We start from the raw sequence: 14,038 nt of genomic DNA on the forward strand, positions 1-14,038 counted from the left end.
CCCGGAACTACTCTCGTGGGCGTGGAGACGCTGGACCGGGCCCTGGAGCGTGCGCAGTGGGAGCCGCGCGCCGCGGCCCACGCCGCCCGGGTCGACGCCTTCGTCGAGCCCCACCTCGAGCGCCGGCAGACGCGGGTCAAGCACCCGGTCCACGACTTCCTCTTCACCTACTACTCCCAGCGGCCGGCGCAGCTGCGCCGCTGGCACCCGGGCTTCGGCGTCGCGCTCGCCGATGCGCCGGAGTACGACGGGCTGAAGGGCTACGAGGACGGCGCCGTGACGGACGCGTACGTCGCCTCCCAGCGTCCGCTGCTGGTCGCCCTGTCCCGGCTGCTGCGCGCGACCGCGTCGCGGCCGGCCAACTTCGGCTGCTTCGGGATGCACGAGTGGGCGATGGTCTACCGGCTCGACGAGGACGAGACCCGGCACGCCGACTGGCCGCTGCGGCTCGGCCCGGCCGGCACCGACGCGGTCGTCGAGTCGCACCGGATCGCGTGCTCGCACTTCGACGCCTACCGCTTCTTCACCCCGCCCGCCCTCCCGCTCAACACGCTGTCGCCGACGTCGGGTGACCGCGAGGAGTTCGAGCAGCCCGCCTGCCTGCACGCCGGCATGGACCTCTACAAGCACGCCTTCCGGCTGACGCCGATGATCTGCTCCGACCTGGTCGCGGACTGCTTCGAGCTGGCCCGCGACATCCGCGTCCTCGACATGCGGGCGGCGCCGTACGACCTCGTCGACCTGGGCTTCTCCCCCGTCGCCGTCGAGACCGCCGCCGGCAAGGCGGAGTACGCCGACGCGCAGCGGACCTTCGCGGAGCGCGGTGCTCCGCTGCGGGCCGCCCTGCTCGCCGAGTGCGAGCGACTGATGTCGGTCGCGGAGGCGCTGGTCGACGCCTAGGGTCGCGCCGTGCCGCTCTACCACGTGACCTCCAGCCTCAACCGGGCGTCGATCCGGGAGTTCGGCCTGGACTGGGACCGCATGGGAGCAGCGACGGGGATCGCCGGGAGCCGACGTCCCGAGACCGCGGGCTGCTTCCTGGCCTACGAGTGGTCCGTGGACTTCTTCCTGCGCTTCCACGAAGAGGGGTCCGTCGACGTCTGGCAGGTCGACGGCGTCGACGAGACCGCGCTCGTCGACTGGGACGGCTTCCACTACCTGCCCGCCCGGATCCCGCCCGCCCAGCTGACGTTGCTGCGGACCAACATCCCGCCCCGACGGTGACCGGGCGGGACCTTCGCCCCTGCTCCGCCGGCGGTCCGCGACCTAGCGTCGAGGACATGGCGAGGCCCGTCCCGCAGTGCCCGATCCGGCTCGGCGAGCCGTGCTCGCTGTGCGAGCCGGGCGTCACCGGCCCCGAGGACTGCGGGCTCGTCTGGCTGGTCATGAACGATCCCGACCTGCGTGCCCGGCTGGCCGAGCTGCGGCGCGAGCAGCGGCTGTGACGAACCTCCCAGATGGCGGCCCCGGGCTTGCGTAGTCGCCTGGGATCCGGCACGGTCCATTAGGTAAGCCTTACCTAAATCCGTTTCTCGGAAGGATCGACGGTGACCGCGATTCCGCCTGCCCAGAGACCGGCACAGACACCGGCACAGACACCGGCACAGACACCGCTCTCGCACCTGTTCCACCCCGACCACGCCGACGCGTACGTCGCCACGATGCGGCAGGGGATCGACCACCTCGCCGCCACCCTCACCGCCGTCCGCGGGCCGTCGGCGGGGGTCTCCCCGGAGGCCGCCGCGAAGGCGGTCGTCGACGTCGACCTCGACCGACCCCTGGGCGACGTCGGCGACGCGCTGGCGGAGATGAGCCGGCTCTGGCTCGACGACACGGTCTGGTTCCACGAGCCCGGGTACGCCGCGCACCTCAACTGCCCCGTGGCGATCCCGGCCCTGCTCGCCGAGGTCTTCGTCAGCGCGGTCAACCCGAGCCTGGACACCTTCGACCAGAGCGTCGGCGGAACCTTCGTGGAGCGCCACATCGTCGACTGGACGGCGGGCCGGATCGGCTTCGGGCCGGGCGCCGACGGGATCTTCACCAGCGGCGGCACGCAGTCCAACCTGCAGGGCCTGCTGCTCGCCCGGGACCACGCCCTCGCCGCCGGCGCCCGGAGCGCCGACCTGCGCATCGTCGCCAGCGCCGACGGCCACTTCAGCGTCCAGAAGGCCGCTCGCCTCCTCGGCCTGGGCGAGGGCGCCGTGGTCACCGTCGCGACCGACGGCGACCGGCGCATGGACGTCGGCGCCCTCGGCCGAGCCCTCGCCACGGTCGCGGACGCGGGCCACCACCCGATGGCCGTCGTCGCCACCGCCGGCACCACCGACTTCGGCGCGATCGACCCGCTCCCCGAGATCGCGGCGCTCTGCGAGGGGTACGGCGCATGGCTGCACGTCGATGCGGCGTACGGCGGCGGCCTGCTCGTCTCCCCCACCCACCGCCACCGGCTCCACGGCATCGACCGCGCCGACTCGGTGACCGTCGACTTCCACAAGACCTGGTTCCAGCCGGTCTCGGCCAGCGCGCTGGTCGTCCGCGACGGCCGCCACCTCGGCCACGTGACCTGGCACGCCGACTACCTCAACCCCCACGACGCGGCCCACCCCAACCAGGTCGACAAGAGCATCCAGACCACGCGCCGCTTCGACGCGCTCAAGCTCTGGATGACGCTGCGCGTGATGGGGCCCGACGCCATCGGCGGGTACGTCGACCACGTGGTCGCGCTGGCCGCCGAGGTCGGCGCGGTGCTCGGCGCGAACCCCGACGTCGAGCTGGCCGCGACCCCGCAGCTGAGCACGATCGTCTTCCGGCCCGCCGGTCTCGACGAGGCGCAGGCCGACGCCCTGCTCCCCCGGATCCGCGCGACCCTCTACGAGCGCGGCCGCGCGATGGTGGCCGCGACCCGGGTCGACGGCCGTCGCTGGCTCAAGCTCACGCTGCTCAACCCGCTCGCCACCACCGACGACGTGCTGGCCGTGACCGGCGAGGTCCTCGACGTCGCCGCCGAGCTCCGCCAGGCGGTGGCCAGGTGAGCAGCGGCGTGAAGGACTTCATCGGCATCGGCGTCGGCCCGTTCAACCTCGGCCTCGCCTGCCTCGCGGACCCGCTCGACGAGCTCGACGGGCTCTTCCTCGAGGCCCGCGAGGAGCTCTCGTGGCATCCCGGGATGATGCTCGACGACGCCACCCTCCAGGTGCCCTTCCTGGCCGACCTGGTGACGATGGCCGACCCGACCTCGCGCTGGTCGTTCCTCTCCTACCTCAAGGAGACCGGCAACCTCTACCCGTTCTACATCCGCGAGTCCTTCTACCCGCTGCGCCGCGAGTACGACGACTACTGCCGGTGGGCCGCCGAGCGGCTGCCGTCGGTCGAGCTCGGCCAGGCGGTCACCTCGGTCGAGCACGACGGCGCGTCGTACGTCGTCACCACCGGGACCGGCGACGTGCACCGCACCCGGCGACTGGTGCTCGGCGTCGGCACCTCGCCAAAGGTGCCCGAAAGCCTGCAGGGACTGGGGATCCACTCCTCGGCCTACCTCGACCACAAGCGCGACCTGCAGCGGCTCGACTCGATCACCGTCGTCGGCAGCGGGCAGAGCGCGGCGGAGATCTACCGCGACCTGCTCGCCGAGAGCCCCGACCACGGCTACCGCCTGACCTGGCTCACGCGCAGCCCGCGCTTCTTCCCGATGGAGTACACGAAGCTCACCCTGGAGATGACCTCGCCGGAGTACACCTCCTACTTCCACGACCTCCCCGACGCGACCCGCGAGCGGCTCGGCCGGGAGCAGCGCTCGCTCTACAAGGGCATCAGTGGCGACCTGGTGGACGAGATCTTCGACCTCCACTACCGACTCCGCGTGCAGGGCGACGGTCCGCACACGACGCTGGTCACCAACACCAGCGTCACGGACGCGTCGTACGACGGCGGCTACGAGCTCGCCTGCCACCACGACGAGACCGGCGAGGACTTCACGCTGCGCACCGACGGCCTGGTGCTCGCAACCGGGTACGCCGCGCAGGTGCCGGCCTTCCTCGAGCCGGTCCGGGACCGGATCCGCTGGGACGAGCAGGGCCGCTACGACGTCGCCCGCGGCTACACCATCGACCACCAGGACCGGGAGATCTACGTGCAGAACGCCGAGGAGCACACCCACGGCCTCGCTGCGCCCGACCTCGGGATGGGCGCCTACCGCAACTCCGTGATCCTCGCGGCGATGACCGGCCGCGAGGTCTACCCGATCGAGAAGCGGATCGCCGTCCAGAGCTTCGGGGTGCCGCGATGAGACCGACCCTCGAGCCGCTCGACCTGACCGAGCACCTGCCGCTGGTGCACGCATGGGTGACCCACCCGCGCAGCGTCTACTGGCAGATGCAGGACGCGACGCTCGCCGACGTCGAGCGGGAGTACCGCCTCATCGAGGACGATCCGCACCACCACGCCTGGCTGGGCCGCGTCGACGGGACGCCGGCCTTCCTCGCCGAGACCTACGACCCGGCGCACTCCGAGCTGGCCGGCCTGCCGGAGCTGCGGCCCGGCGACCTCGGCATGCACGTGCTCGTCGCGCCGACCGAGCGGCCCGTGCACGGCTTCACCCGCGCGGTCTTCGGGGCCGTGCTCGACCACTGCCTGGCCGACCCCGCCGTACGCCGCGTGGTGGTCGAGCCGGACGCCCGCAACCACAGGATCCGCGCGCTCAACCGGGAGTTCGGCTTCCGCGAGCTGCGCACCATCACCCTGCCGACCAAGGAGGCGACTCTCTCCGTGCGCACCCGCTCCGATCAGCAGAGCCACCTGACCCCCGACGTCCTGGCCGCTGCGCAGCGGCACCTGGTCACCAAGGCGATCAGCGAGCTCGCCCACGAGCGGGTGCTCGCGCCCGTGGCCGACGGCGACCGGTGGCTCCTCACCACGCCCGCCGGCGACACGACGTACTCCTTCGCCGCGGAGCGGCTGGCCCTGGACCACTGGGCCGTCGACCCCGCGACGGTGGTGCGGACCGTGAAGGACGAGCCGGCCGAGCTGGACGCGCAGGACTTCGTCGTGGAGTTCTCCGAGCTGCTGGGCGTCCCCGACGCCCTGCTGCCGACCTACCTCGAGGAGCTGGCCGCGACGCTGCAGTCGGCCTGCTGGAAGCTCGCCCACTCGACGCTCACGGTCGACGACCTCCTCCGCGCCGACCACCAGACGATCGAGGGCGCGATGACCGAGGGGCATCCCGGCTTCATCGCCAACAACGGGCGGGTCGGCTTCGGCGCCGACGACTACGCGGCGTACGCCCCCGAGACCGGCAGCGACGTCCGCCTCCACTGGCTCGCCGCCCGCAGGACGCTGAGCCACCACTCGGGCCCCGTCCAGTACGACGAGTCGCTGCTGGTCGACGCGGGCCTCGACCCGGCCGACTACCACCTGGTCCCCGTGCACCCGTGGCAGTGGACCAACAAGCTCGCGATCACGTTCGCGCCAGACGTCGCGCGCGGCGACCTCGTCCACCTCGGCGAGGGCCCGGACCGGCACCGGCCGCAGCAGTCCATCCGCACCTTCGCGAACGCGTCGCGTCCCGAGCAGCCCTACGTGAAGACGGCGCTGTCGATCCAGAACATGGGCTTCATGCGCGGCCTGTCGCCGACGTACATGGAGGCGACGCCGACGATCAACGAGTGGGTGCACGAGCTGGTCGTCGCCGACCCGACGCTCCGGGCGTGCGGCTTCAGCGTGCTGCGCGAGATCGCCTCGGTCGGCTACACCGGCGACGCCTTCCACCGGCTCGACCTGCCCTCGCCGTACCGCAAGATGATCGCCGGGCTGTGGCGCGAGTCGCCGGTCTCGCGGGTCGGCGACGGCGAGCGGCTGATGACGATGGCCGCGCTGCTGCACCGCGATGCCAGCGGCCGCTCGCTCGCCGCGGCGATGATCGAGGCCTCGCCGTACGACGCCGCGACGTGGCTGCGCAGCTACCTCGACGCCTATGTCCGGCCGATCGTGCACTGCCTGCTGGCCCACGACCTGGCCTTCATGCCGCACGGCGAGAACCTCGTCCTCGTGGTCCGCGACCAAGTGCCGGTGCGCGCGATCATGAAGGACATCGGGGAGGAGATCGCGGTGATGAGCACCGGGCGGCCGCTGCCCGCCGAGGTGGAGCGGGTGCGCGTCGACGTCGAGCAGGAGATCAAGGCGCTGGCTCTGCACACCGACGTCTTCGACGGCGTGCTCCGCCACCTGGCCGCGATCCTGCACACCGACGGGGTGCTCGACGAGGAGGTCTTCTGGTCGGAGGTCACCGACTGCGTGCGCCGGCACCAGGAGGACCACCCCGAGCTCGCGGACGCGGCGGCGGCGTACGACCTCTTCCGGCCGACCTTCCGGCACAGCTGCCTCAACCGGCTCCAGCTGCGCAACACGCTGGAGATGGTGGACATCTCCGACCAGGCGGAGTCGCTCATCTACGCGGGGACCCTCGATAATCCGATGGCATGAGCTCCCGGATGACCGAGATCAGCATCGACTGCGCCGACCCCGAGCGGCTCGCGACCTTCTGGTGCGGGGTGCTCGGCTACGAGGTGCTCGACGCCGAGGACGGCCTGGTCGAGATCGGACCGGCGGGCCGGCCGGACGCCGAGCTGCTCGACGCCGTACGCCGGGGGCCGGTGCCGCCGACGATCTTCCTGTGCCGCGTGCCGGAGCCCAAGCAGGGCAAGAACCGCCTGCACTTCGACGTCTCCCCCGTCGACGTCGCCCAGGCCGAGGAGGTCGCCCGGATCGAGGCGCTCGGCGCGACCCGGGCCGACATCGGGCAGACCGGCGCGGAGTCGTGGGTGGTGCTGGCCGACCCGGAGGGCAACGAGTTCTGCGTGCTGCGCAGCCTCGCGCCCGGGGAGTTCAGCCTCGGCTGACCTCGGTTAGCGTGAAGGCATGCGCCTCGGTCGCCTGCTGCTCGCCTGCCTGCTCGGACTCGGCCTGCTCGCCGGGCTCGCCTCGCCCGTCGACGCCAGGCCCGACCCGCGGTGGGTCTTCTACACCAAGGACAAGACCCGCTACACCTCGCCGTGGTTCGACGGGAGCCACCGGATCATGGTGCCGTTCGGCTGCACCAGCGCGCCCTACTACTCCCCCGACCCTCGGTGCAGCGACGACCGCGGCTTCCACCACGGCATCGACGTCGCGATGCAGTGCGGGACGCCGCTCTACTCCGGCCGGCGCTTCCGGGTCGTCTCGAACGACTCGCTCGGGCCGGCGTACGGCGACAACCCGGTGCTGATCCGCAACCGGCACCTGGGCTGGGACGTCGTCATCGGCCACACCGCGAAGGTCTACGTCTCGGTCGGCGACCGGGTGCGGAAGGGCACGATGTTCGCCCGGGCCAACGACCAGGGCGCGCCCGACGGCTGCCACCTGCACTTCGAGCAGCGCTCGGTCGGCGGCGGGCTGTCGACGGCGGTCTTCCCGCGCAAGCTGCTCGGCCTCACTCCCGTGAAGCGATGACCGCCGCCGACCCCGAGGCCGCCCGGGTCCTCTCGCACTTCCTCGACGAGGACGGCCGTCTCCACACGATCCCGTCGAAGCACGCCAAGCTGCTCGTGGTCCTCGACCACCTCGCGCAGTCCTTCGAGCCGGGCGACCGCTACGAGGAGGTCGAGGTCAACCTGGTGCTGCGTCGCTTCCACGACGACTACGCCGCGCTGCGCCGCTACCTCGTCGAGAACGGCTTCCTCACCCGCGAGGCCGGGATCTACTGGCGCAGCGGCGGCACGTACGACGTGTCGGATCCATCGTGATCGAGGTCGTCGATCCTGACCCGATCTGGCCAGCTCGGTTCGAGGGCCTGCGGCGCGAGGACGCCGCGGCATTGGAACGCGCTGGCGTGCCGGTCGTTGCCATCGAGCACGTCGGAAGCACCGCCGTACCCGGCCTAGCGGCCAAGCCCGTGATCGACTGCGACATCGTCGTGGCCGCGCACCACGTACGCGCGGCCTCCGATGTCATGGTCAGCCTCGGGTTCGAGCCTCTCGGAGAGCTCGGCATCCCAGAGCGATGGGCTTTCCGGACACCTGCACGACTCCCGGCCACTCACACCTACGTCGTTGTGGACGGATGCCTATCGCTCCGTAACCATCTGGGCGTCCGCGACATCCTGCGGGCGGACCCAGCACTTCGCGACGAGTACTCAGAGGTCAAGCGCCGCGCGGGCGCGGTGGCGTCCGACATCGATGACTATGGCAGTCGCAAGAACGCGATGGTCCAGCGACTGCTTGCAGCGGCAGGTCTCAGCGAGACCGACCGCTCATCGATCAACGGCAACCAGGTTCCATCCCACCGCGACGTCAACCGGTGACGTCGGCGAGACCCCCTTCGTCGTCCAGGCCCAACCATGCCGGTCGCGCGCATGCACAACGACGTACAGAAGTGGCTTCGGGCACGACCGGCCACGCTCAGCCGGGCGCCGGGAGTGGACTTCTGTACGTCGTTGTGACGGACGGTTCGCCGACGCTCAGCTCGCGGCCTTCCGGACCAGCTGCTCGATGGTCGCGGCGACGGCGTCGGTCATCGTGGTGACGGCGTACTCCGTCGGCCACATCTCGCCGTCGTCGAGGCGGGCGCCGTCGTTGAAGCCGAGGGTGGCGTAGCGCGCGCCGAACTTCGAGGCCGGCTTGAAGAAGAGGATCGCCTTGCCGTCGCGGCCGTACGCCGGCATGCCGTACCAGGTCTTGGCGTCGAGCTCGGGCGCGACGGCGGTGACGATCGCGTGGATGCGCTCGGCCAGGACCCGGTCCTCGTCGGGCATCTCCGCGATCTTGTCGAGCTGGGCCTGGAGCTCGTCGGCCTTCTTCACGCCCTTCTTGCCCTCGGCCTTGAGCTCGGCGGCCCGCTCCTTCATGGCGGCCCGCTCGGCCTCGGTGAACCCGCTGGTCTTCTGCTGCTTGGTGGTGGTCGTCATGCTGACAACGCTAGGAAGCACGGGGGCAGCGGTGCTTCTCGATTCCTGACCAGTGCTGGGAGACGGACATGGTGGACGAGCAGGTCATCGAGCTGTTGCGCACCAACCTTCATGGCGTGTTCGGGGAGCGTGACCGCGACCGACGCGTCGCGACCGCCGCCCGGGTCTATGTCGAGGTCCCGCGGTTCGTCGACCACGACGGCAGTGTCAGCGGGCGTGCCGCGATCGTCGAGCAGGCGCAGGCGGTCCTCGATCGGGTGCCGGACGACTTCGCGTTCAGCGAGGACGGGCCGGCGTACTCCCTGGGCGACAAGGTCGCGCTCCCGTGGCGCTTCGGACCGACGAGCGGGCCGGCCGTGGTGCGCGGGCTCGACCTCGTCACCGTCGTCGACGGCCGGATCGGCGTGCTCGAGGTCCTGCTGGCGGACTAGCCGGACCGGGCGCCGGCTCGGAGGCGGATGCCGTCCAGCACGATCGTCAGGCCGTCGGCGAAGTCCGAGCCTTCGCGAGGCGCTCCGTCGATGGCGCCGGCGGAGCCGGCCTGGAGGTTCGTCTGCTCGTCGAGCACGTGGCCGAAGGTGAAGTGCAGCAGCACCCGCGCGGCCGTCGGCACCAGGCCCGGGTCGAGGCCGGCGTCCGCGAGCGCGCCGGCCAGCTCGTCGTACGGCGCCGCCGCGCCCAGCTCGAAGGCGTGCACGGTCGCGACCAGCTCGGCACCGTCGCGGTAGGCGAGCATCGCGTCGCGCAGCTCCGCGCACACGGCGGCCGCACGGTCGTCCCACGCGATCGGCCGGTCGGCGCGGCGACCGCGGGCGAGGATCTCGTCGGCGACGGCCGCGAGCAGGGCCTGCTTGTTCGGGAAGTGGTGGTAGAGCGCGGAGGGCTGCACGCCGAGCTCCGCTCCGAGGCGGCGCATGGTGAGGTCGGCGAGGCCGTAGGCGTCCAACACGCCGAGCGCCTGCTCGACCACGTCCGCGCGGCGGTAACGCACGTCACTCGCTCCTTCTGGCTCGCTCCCGTTGACCGGTGCCGGGCCCGACCCTAACCTGAACGCCGTTCACCTGACCACCGTTCAGGTCCGTCCCGAAGGAACCGAGCATGGCCATGACCGAGACCCCCGCCACCTCCGCCCCAGCCGTCCGGCGGTCGACGACGACCGACATCGCGCTGATCGCGGCCTTCGCCGCGCTGATCGCCGCCTGCGCCGTCGTCGGCGGCATCCCGGTCGGCGGCGCCGGCGTCGACATCACCCTCCAGACCTTCGGCGTGATCCTCGCCGGTGCCGTGCTCGGCCCGGTCCGCGGCTTCCTCGCCAACGCGCTCTACCTGCTGCTCGGCGCCATCGGCCTGCCGGTCTTCGCGGGCCACACCGCGGGTCTCGCGCCCTTCACCGGCGTCTCGGCCGGCTACCTGTGGTCCTTCCCGTTCGTCGCGGCGCTCGCCGGGCTCCTGGTGCAGTACGTCGCCCGCGAGCGGCGTACCAGCGCCATCGTGGTCTTCCTCTGCTGCGTGCCAGCGATGGTGCTCAACCACCTGTGCGGCGTGGTCGGCATGAAGATCTACCTCGACGTCCCGTGGCACACCGCCTTCTCCTACGACGCGCCCTTCTGGCTCGGCGACACCGTGAAGATCCTGGTCGTGGCGCTGGTCGCGGCCGAGGTGCACCGGGCCTTCCCGCAGCTGCTCGCCCGGAGGCCGAAGGCTTGATCGAGCTCGAGGAGGCCTCGGTCGTCGTCCCCACCCCGGACGGCGACCGGACCATCCTGACGCCGACGTCGCTGCGGCTGACCGAGCAGCGGGTCGCGTTCATCGGGGCCAACGGCTCCGGGAAGTCGACGATGGCGCGGCTGGTCAACGGCCTCGTGCTGCCCAGCTCGGGCCGCGTGGTCGTGGACGGCCTCGACGTGGCGCGGGAGGGCCGCGCCGTACGCCGGCGGGTCGGCTTCTGCCTCACCGACCCCTCCGCGCAGCTGGTGATGCCGACCTGCGTGGAGGACGTCGAGCTGTCGCTGCGCCGGTCGGTCAAGGGAGCGGTCGAGCGGCGGCGGCAGGCGCTGGACGTGCTGACGCGCTACGGCCTCGCCGAGCACGCCGACCGCAGCGTCCACACGCTCTCCGGCGGTCAGCGGCAGCTGCTCGCGCTCGCCGGGGTGCTGGCCGTCGAGCCGTCGATCGTGGTCGCCGACGAGCCGACCACGCTGCTCGACCTCGCCAACACCCGGCTCGTCGGCGACGTGCTGCTCGGGGTCCCCCAGCAGCTCGTCCTGGTCACCCACGACCTCGACCTGGCCCGGCGGTGCGACCGGGTGATCGTCGTCGAGGACGCCCGCGTGCGCTTCGACGGGCCGCCCGAGGAGGCCGTCGCCGACTACGTCGGATCGGTCGCGACATGAGCTCGGCGTACCTCTTCGGGGTCTACCAGCCCGGCCACACGCTCCTGCACCGCGCGTGGGTCGGGGCGAAGGTCGCCGGGCTCGCGGCCTTCAGCCTGACCGTGGTCCTCGTGCGGAGCATGCCGGCGTCGTGGCTCTTCCTGGCGGTCGCCGCACTGCTCGCCGTGGTCGCCCGGATCGAGCCGCGCCTGCTGTTGCGCTCGTTGCGACCGGTGCTCTACATGGGGGCGATCTTCGGCGCGCTGCAGTGGGTGTTCTACGGTCCGTCGCGCGCGATCGAGGCGGTCGTCGACCTGCTCGCGCTCGCTCTGGCCGCGATCGTGGTGACCGCGACGACCCAGGTCAACGCCATGCTCGACGCCTTCATCCGCTGGATCCGTCCGCTGCGGCACGTCGGCGTCGACCCGGACCGGATCGCCCTCACCGTCGGCCTCGCCATCCAGGCGCTGCCCGGCACCGTCGCCCTCGCGGTCGAGACCCGCGACGCCGCACGCGCCCGCGGCCTCCGCCACCCTCGCGCCTACCTCACGCCCTTCGTGATCCGCGTCGTCGCCCGCGCCCACGAGACCGGCGACGCCCTCCACGCCCGCGGGATCGGCGAGGACTGACGCTGCCGGCCCGCGCGCGAGTTTTGTCGGCCGGCCGATGAAACTCTCGCCGGGACGATGAAGCTTCGTCGTCCCGGCACCAGATTCGTCGGCCGGCCGATGAATCTCCTCGTCAGCCGAGCGCGGCGACGCCGACAGCGACCAGCACCACCGCGGCCGGCGCGAACCCGACGAGCAGCACGACCCCGAGCTCGCGGCGGTGCCGCCAGCCCCACGCCGCGGCGGCCAGCGCCACCAGGAGCGACAGCACCTCGGTGCCGCCACCGACGGCGTTGCTGGCCCAGGTCAGGCCGACCGCGAGGGCGAGCAGGTAGCCGACGACGCCCGGTCGCTCACGGCCGCGCATGGTGCGGGCGAGGGCGACGAGCACGAGCGTGACCCCGGCGTACCAGATCGTGTGTCCGACGACCTCGTCCCACAGGTGCGCGGTCTCGCCCGGGTCGGCGTTGCCGACCGAGTTGCCGGCGAGGTGGATGCCGTGACCGGACGCGTAGGCGAGCGCGCCGGCGCCGAAGATCCACCAGGTGCGCTCGTCCGCGGGCGCCGCGCGCAGCGTCAGCGCCGCGGGCACCAGCACCAGCCACGGCACGAGGAGGTCGAGCCAGTCGGCGATGCGGGTGTCGTCCGGGCCGGCACCGAGGCCGTCGGGCAGCAGCCCGAGGTGGTGGAGGACGGCGTACGCCAGCGCGGTCAGCGCCAGCCACCGCGGGTACGCCGAGAGGTGCACGGCGTCAGTGTGGCGGATGCGCCGCGAGCCAGTCGGCAGCGCGCCGCTTCGACGCGCGGGACAGCCAGGCCTCCTGGACCACCTCGGTGATCTCGGCCAGCGACAGCTCACCGATCCGGCCGGCCCGCAGCAGCACGGACGGGTGGCCGTCGAAGTGCGGCGTCGTGAAGTAGGGCGTCGACGGGTCCTGCACCATCGGCTCCTTGTCCTCCATCGGCACCCAGAGCACGATCACGTCGTCGTACCGCTCCCCCGTCTCGGGGTCGAACGCATCGGGCCGCGGCGTCCGGAAGAACACGAAGGACTTGCCGCCGACCTGGTAGACGGGATTCTGCGCGCGCTCGCCATGCACGACGGTGACGTGCGGCATGGCCAGCGCCAGCTCGTGGACGTCCTCGACCCGGGCGCGGCGACTCATGGCCGAGAGCCTAGGTCGCGAGCGGCCGGCGGTCGTAGCATCCACCCATGGTCCGCAGGATCGCCCTGCTGCTCGCGGTCGTCGCGGGCGCGACCTGCGCGCTGCTGCTGTCCACGGGCGTGACGACGACGTACGACGGCCGCGACGTGTCCTGCTCCACCGTCGTCGGCGCGAGCGAGCTCGCCGACGCGCCGGCCCCGGTGTGCCGGGACGCCCTCGTCGACCGCACGCTGCTGGCCGGGCTCGCGGGTCTGGTCGCGGTGGTGGCCGGGAGCGGCGTCGTCTTCGCGGGACGGCCTCAGCCGGAGTACGTCACCTCGGAGCGCCACTCGCTCTCGTCCTGAGCGGCGGCGGCCCGGATCGCCTCCGCGACCCGGTCGGGGGTGAAGGCCCCCTCCCTGGACAGCGTGCCGCGGACCGTGACCGACACCGCGCGGATGCCGTCCTCCTTCAGGGTGGCGTCGAGGCTGTGCACCAGGTTGCGGACACCTGCCTTCTGCACGCCGAGCGACGCCGCCTTGTTCCAGGGCTTGTCCGCGGCCATGCTGCCGGTGACGGTCACGCGGCCGCCGGTGGACATGTACGGCCGCGCCGCCTGGACGGCGGTCAGCAGGGCACCGACCCCGAGGCTGACGTCCTCGAGCAGCTCCGGGACGGTCAGCTCGAGCGGGTCCTTCTCCCGGAAGGCGCTCGGGTTGAAGTGCAGCACGTCGATGTGGCCGGTGTGCTCGCCGAAGCGCGCGATCGCGGCCGCGGTCGCCTCCGCGTCCGTGACGTCGGCGACGGTGTGCCCGACGGTCGCGCCCAGCTCCTCGAGCTCGGCGGCCAGGCCGGTCAGCTGGTCGGCGTCCATGCCGAGCAGGCCCACGTCGTACCCGTCCCGCGCGAACGCGCGCGCCACCGAGCCGCTGACGCCCGGGCCTGCTCCGACGATGACGATGACCGGTCGGCTCATGG

At 72.2% G+C, this 14,038-nt stretch carries 20 protein-coding genes; 15 read left to right on the forward strand and 5 right to left on the reverse strand.

Going from position 1 to position 14,038, the window contains the following annotated elements; all coding sequences use genetic code 11:
* Nucleotides 1–21 precede the first annotated feature (21 nt).
* The 10 genes from K8U61_RS02990 to K8U61_RS03035 all read left to right on the forward strand — a co-directional run bounded on the left by K8U61_RS02990 (nt 22) and on the right by K8U61_RS03035 (nt 8,332).
* Nucleotides 22–900: a 3-methyladenine DNA glycosylase gene (locus tag K8U61_RS02990; protein WP_308043081.1), complete on the forward strand. Its 879-nt coding sequence runs from the start codon at nt 22–24 to the stop codon at nt 898–900.
* 9 nt (nt 901–909) lie between these two features.
* Nucleotides 910–1,224: a hypothetical protein gene (locus K8U61_RS02995; protein ID WP_224121475.1), complete on the forward strand. Its 315-nt coding sequence runs from the start codon at nt 910–912 to the stop codon at nt 1,222–1,224.
* A 56-nt stretch (nt 1,225–1,280) separates the two neighbouring features.
* A complete protein-coding gene (locus tag K8U61_RS03000; RefSeq protein ID WP_224121476.1) occupies nt 1,281–1,445 on the forward strand; it encodes a DUF6767 domain-containing protein in 165 nt (54 codons plus the stop codon).
* A 216-nt stretch (nt 1,446–1,661) separates the two neighbouring features.
* The gene (locus tag K8U61_RS03005; protein WP_224121477.1) at nt 1,662–3,032 is read left to right on the forward strand and encodes a pyridoxal phosphate-dependent decarboxylase family protein; all 1,371 of its coding nucleotides are present in this window, start codon (nt 1,662–1,664) and stop codon (nt 3,030–3,032) included.
* Complete coding sequence (locus tag K8U61_RS03010) at nt 3,029–4,285, forward strand: lysine N(6)-hydroxylase/L-ornithine N(5)-oxygenase family protein (protein ID WP_224121478.1); 1,257 nt, start codon at nt 3,029–3,031, stop codon at nt 4,283–4,285. The genes K8U61_RS03005 and K8U61_RS03010 overlap by 4 nt, the downstream gene beginning before the upstream one ends.
* Entirely contained in the window at nt 4,282–6,477 is a 2,196-nt protein-coding gene (locus K8U61_RS03015; protein ID WP_224121479.1) for a GNAT family N-acetyltransferase, read from the forward strand. Before K8U61_RS03010 ends, K8U61_RS03015 begins: the two co-directional genes overlap by 4 nt.
* A complete protein-coding gene (locus K8U61_RS03020) occupies nt 6,474–6,893 on the forward strand; it encodes a VOC family protein (protein WP_224121480.1) in 420 nt (139 codons plus the stop codon). The genes K8U61_RS03015 and K8U61_RS03020 overlap by 4 nt, the downstream gene beginning before the upstream one ends.
* A gap of 19 nt (nt 6,894–6,912) precedes the next feature.
* The gene (locus K8U61_RS03025; protein WP_224121481.1) at nt 6,913–7,482 is read left to right on the forward strand and encodes a M23 family metallopeptidase; all 570 of its coding nucleotides are present in this window, start codon (nt 6,913–6,915) and stop codon (nt 7,480–7,482) included.
* Complete coding sequence (locus tag K8U61_RS03030) at nt 7,479–7,775, forward strand: DUF2087 domain-containing protein (RefSeq protein ID WP_224121482.1); 297 nt, start codon at nt 7,479–7,481, stop codon at nt 7,773–7,775. Before K8U61_RS03025 ends, K8U61_RS03030 begins: the two co-directional genes overlap by 4 nt.
* The gene (locus tag K8U61_RS03035; protein ID WP_224121483.1) at nt 7,772–8,332 is read left to right on the forward strand and encodes a GrpB family protein; all 561 of its coding nucleotides are present in this window, start codon (nt 7,772–7,774) and stop codon (nt 8,330–8,332) included. The genes K8U61_RS03030 and K8U61_RS03035 overlap by 4 nt, the downstream gene beginning before the upstream one ends.
* A 156-nt stretch (nt 8,333–8,488) precedes the next feature.
* Here the strand turns inward: K8U61_RS03035 and K8U61_RS03040 are convergent, their stop codons facing one another.
* Nucleotides 8,489–8,935, reverse strand: coding sequence for an iron chaperone (locus tag K8U61_RS03040; RefSeq protein ID WP_224121484.1), 447 nt, complete (start codon nt 8,933–8,935; stop codon nt 8,489–8,491).
* Between the two features lie 68 nt (nt 8,936–9,003).
* Between K8U61_RS03040 and K8U61_RS03045 the strand changes: the two genes are divergently transcribed.
* Entirely contained in the window at nt 9,004–9,366 is a 363-nt protein-coding gene (locus tag K8U61_RS03045; RefSeq protein ID WP_224121485.1) for a nuclear transport factor 2 family protein, read from the forward strand.
* Here K8U61_RS03045 and K8U61_RS03050 read toward each other — a convergent pair.
* The gene (locus tag K8U61_RS03050) at nt 9,363–9,926 is read right to left on the reverse strand and encodes a TetR/AcrR family transcriptional regulator C-terminal domain-containing protein (RefSeq protein WP_224121486.1); all 564 of its coding nucleotides are present in this window, start codon (nt 9,924–9,926) and stop codon (nt 9,363–9,365) included. The genes K8U61_RS03045 and K8U61_RS03050 overlap by 4 nt on opposite strands.
* Nucleotides 9,927–10,033: 107 nt before the next feature.
* On the opposite strand from K8U61_RS03050, the gene K8U61_RS03055 reads away from it, so the two are divergent.
* From K8U61_RS03055 to K8U61_RS03065, 3 genes are read left to right on the forward strand one after another with little or no spacing between them, the layout of a single operon-like run.
* The gene (locus K8U61_RS03055; protein ID WP_224121487.1) at nt 10,034–10,642 is read left to right on the forward strand and encodes a biotin transporter BioY; all 609 of its coding nucleotides are present in this window, start codon (nt 10,034–10,036) and stop codon (nt 10,640–10,642) included.
* A complete protein-coding gene (locus tag K8U61_RS03060) occupies nt 10,639–11,328 on the forward strand; it encodes an energy-coupling factor ABC transporter ATP-binding protein (protein ID WP_224121488.1) in 690 nt (229 codons plus the stop codon). Before K8U61_RS03055 ends, K8U61_RS03060 begins: the two co-directional genes overlap by 4 nt.
* Nucleotides 11,325–11,936: an energy-coupling factor transporter transmembrane component T family protein gene (locus K8U61_RS03065; protein ID WP_224121489.1), complete on the forward strand. Its 612-nt coding sequence runs from the start codon at nt 11,325–11,327 to the stop codon at nt 11,934–11,936. Before K8U61_RS03060 ends, K8U61_RS03065 begins: the two co-directional genes overlap by 4 nt.
* Before the next feature lie 112 nt (nt 11,937–12,048).
* On the opposite strand, the gene K8U61_RS03070 is transcribed toward K8U61_RS03065, so the two are convergent.
* Both K8U61_RS03070 and K8U61_RS03075 read right to left on the reverse strand, forming a co-directional pair.
* Entirely contained in the window at nt 12,049–12,663 is a 615-nt protein-coding gene (locus tag K8U61_RS03070) for a hypothetical protein (protein ID WP_224121490.1), read from the reverse strand.
* A 4-nt stretch (nt 12,664–12,667) separates the two neighbouring features.
* Entirely contained in the window at nt 12,668–13,081 is a 414-nt protein-coding gene (locus K8U61_RS03075) for an MmcQ/YjbR family DNA-binding protein (protein WP_224121491.1), read from the reverse strand.
* A 47-nt stretch (nt 13,082–13,128) separates the two neighbouring features.
* On the opposite strand from K8U61_RS03075, the gene K8U61_RS03080 reads away from it, so the two are divergent.
* Complete coding sequence (locus K8U61_RS03080) at nt 13,129–13,425, forward strand: hypothetical protein (protein WP_224121492.1); 297 nt, start codon at nt 13,129–13,131, stop codon at nt 13,423–13,425.
* On the opposite strand, the gene K8U61_RS03085 is transcribed toward K8U61_RS03080, so the two are convergent.
* A complete protein-coding gene (locus K8U61_RS03085; RefSeq protein ID WP_224121493.1) occupies nt 13,380–14,036 on the reverse strand; it encodes an SDR family oxidoreductase in 657 nt (218 codons plus the stop codon). The genes K8U61_RS03080 and K8U61_RS03085 overlap by 46 nt on opposite strands.
* Between the last annotated feature and the right edge of the window lie 2 nt (nt 14,037–14,038).

The sequence above is a fragment of the Nocardioides mangrovi genome (assembly GCF_020073815.1).
GTDB classification, from domain to species: Bacteria; Actinomycetota; Actinomycetes; order Propionibacteriales; family Nocardioidaceae; genus Nocardioides; species Nocardioides mangrovi.

Excerpts from the sequence above, each read along its gene's own strand:
- K8U61_RS03000 (WP_224121476.1), top strand. The coding sequence starts at position 1,281 with ATGGCGAGGCCCGTCCCGCAGTGCCCGATCCGGCTCGGCGAGCCGTGC.
- K8U61_RS03005 (WP_224121477.1), top strand. The coding sequence starts at position 1,662 with ATGCGGCAGGGGATCGACCACCTCGCCGCCACCCTCACCGCCGTCCGC.
- K8U61_RS03015 (WP_224121479.1), top strand. The coding sequence starts at position 4,282 with ATGAGACCGACCCTCGAGCCGCTCGACCTGACCGAGCACCTGCCGCTG.
- K8U61_RS03020 (WP_224121480.1), top strand. The coding sequence starts at position 6,474 with ATGAGCTCCCGGATGACCGAGATCAGCATCGACTGCGCCGACCCCGAG.
- K8U61_RS03025 (WP_224121481.1), top strand. The coding sequence starts at position 6,913 with ATGCGCCTCGGTCGCCTGCTGCTCGCCTGCCTGCTCGGACTCGGCCTG.
- K8U61_RS03030 (WP_224121482.1), top strand. The coding sequence starts at position 7,479 with ATGACCGCCGCCGACCCCGAGGCCGCCCGGGTCCTCTCGCACTTCCTC.
- K8U61_RS03040 (WP_224121484.1), bottom strand. The coding sequence starts at position 8,935 with ATGACGACCACCACCAAGCAGCAGAAGACCAGCGGGTTCACCGAGGCC.
- K8U61_RS03045 (WP_224121485.1), top strand. The coding sequence starts at position 9,004 with ATGGTGGACGAGCAGGTCATCGAGCTGTTGCGCACCAACCTTCATGGC.
- K8U61_RS03055 (WP_224121487.1), top strand. The coding sequence starts at position 10,034 with ATGGCCATGACCGAGACCCCCGCCACCTCCGCCCCAGCCGTCCGGCGG.
- K8U61_RS03065 (WP_224121489.1), top strand. The coding sequence starts at position 11,325 with ATGAGCTCGGCGTACCTCTTCGGGGTCTACCAGCCCGGCCACACGCTC.
- K8U61_RS03075 (WP_224121491.1), bottom strand. The coding sequence starts at position 13,081 with ATGAGTCGCCGCGCCCGGGTCGAGGACGTCCACGAGCTGGCGCTGGCC.
- K8U61_RS03080 (WP_224121492.1), top strand. The coding sequence starts at position 13,129 with ATGGTCCGCAGGATCGCCCTGCTGCTCGCGGTCGTCGCGGGCGCGACC.
- K8U61_RS03085 (WP_224121493.1), bottom strand. The coding sequence starts at position 14,036 with ATGAGCCGACCGGTCATCGTCATCGTCGGAGCAGGCCCGGGCGTCAGC.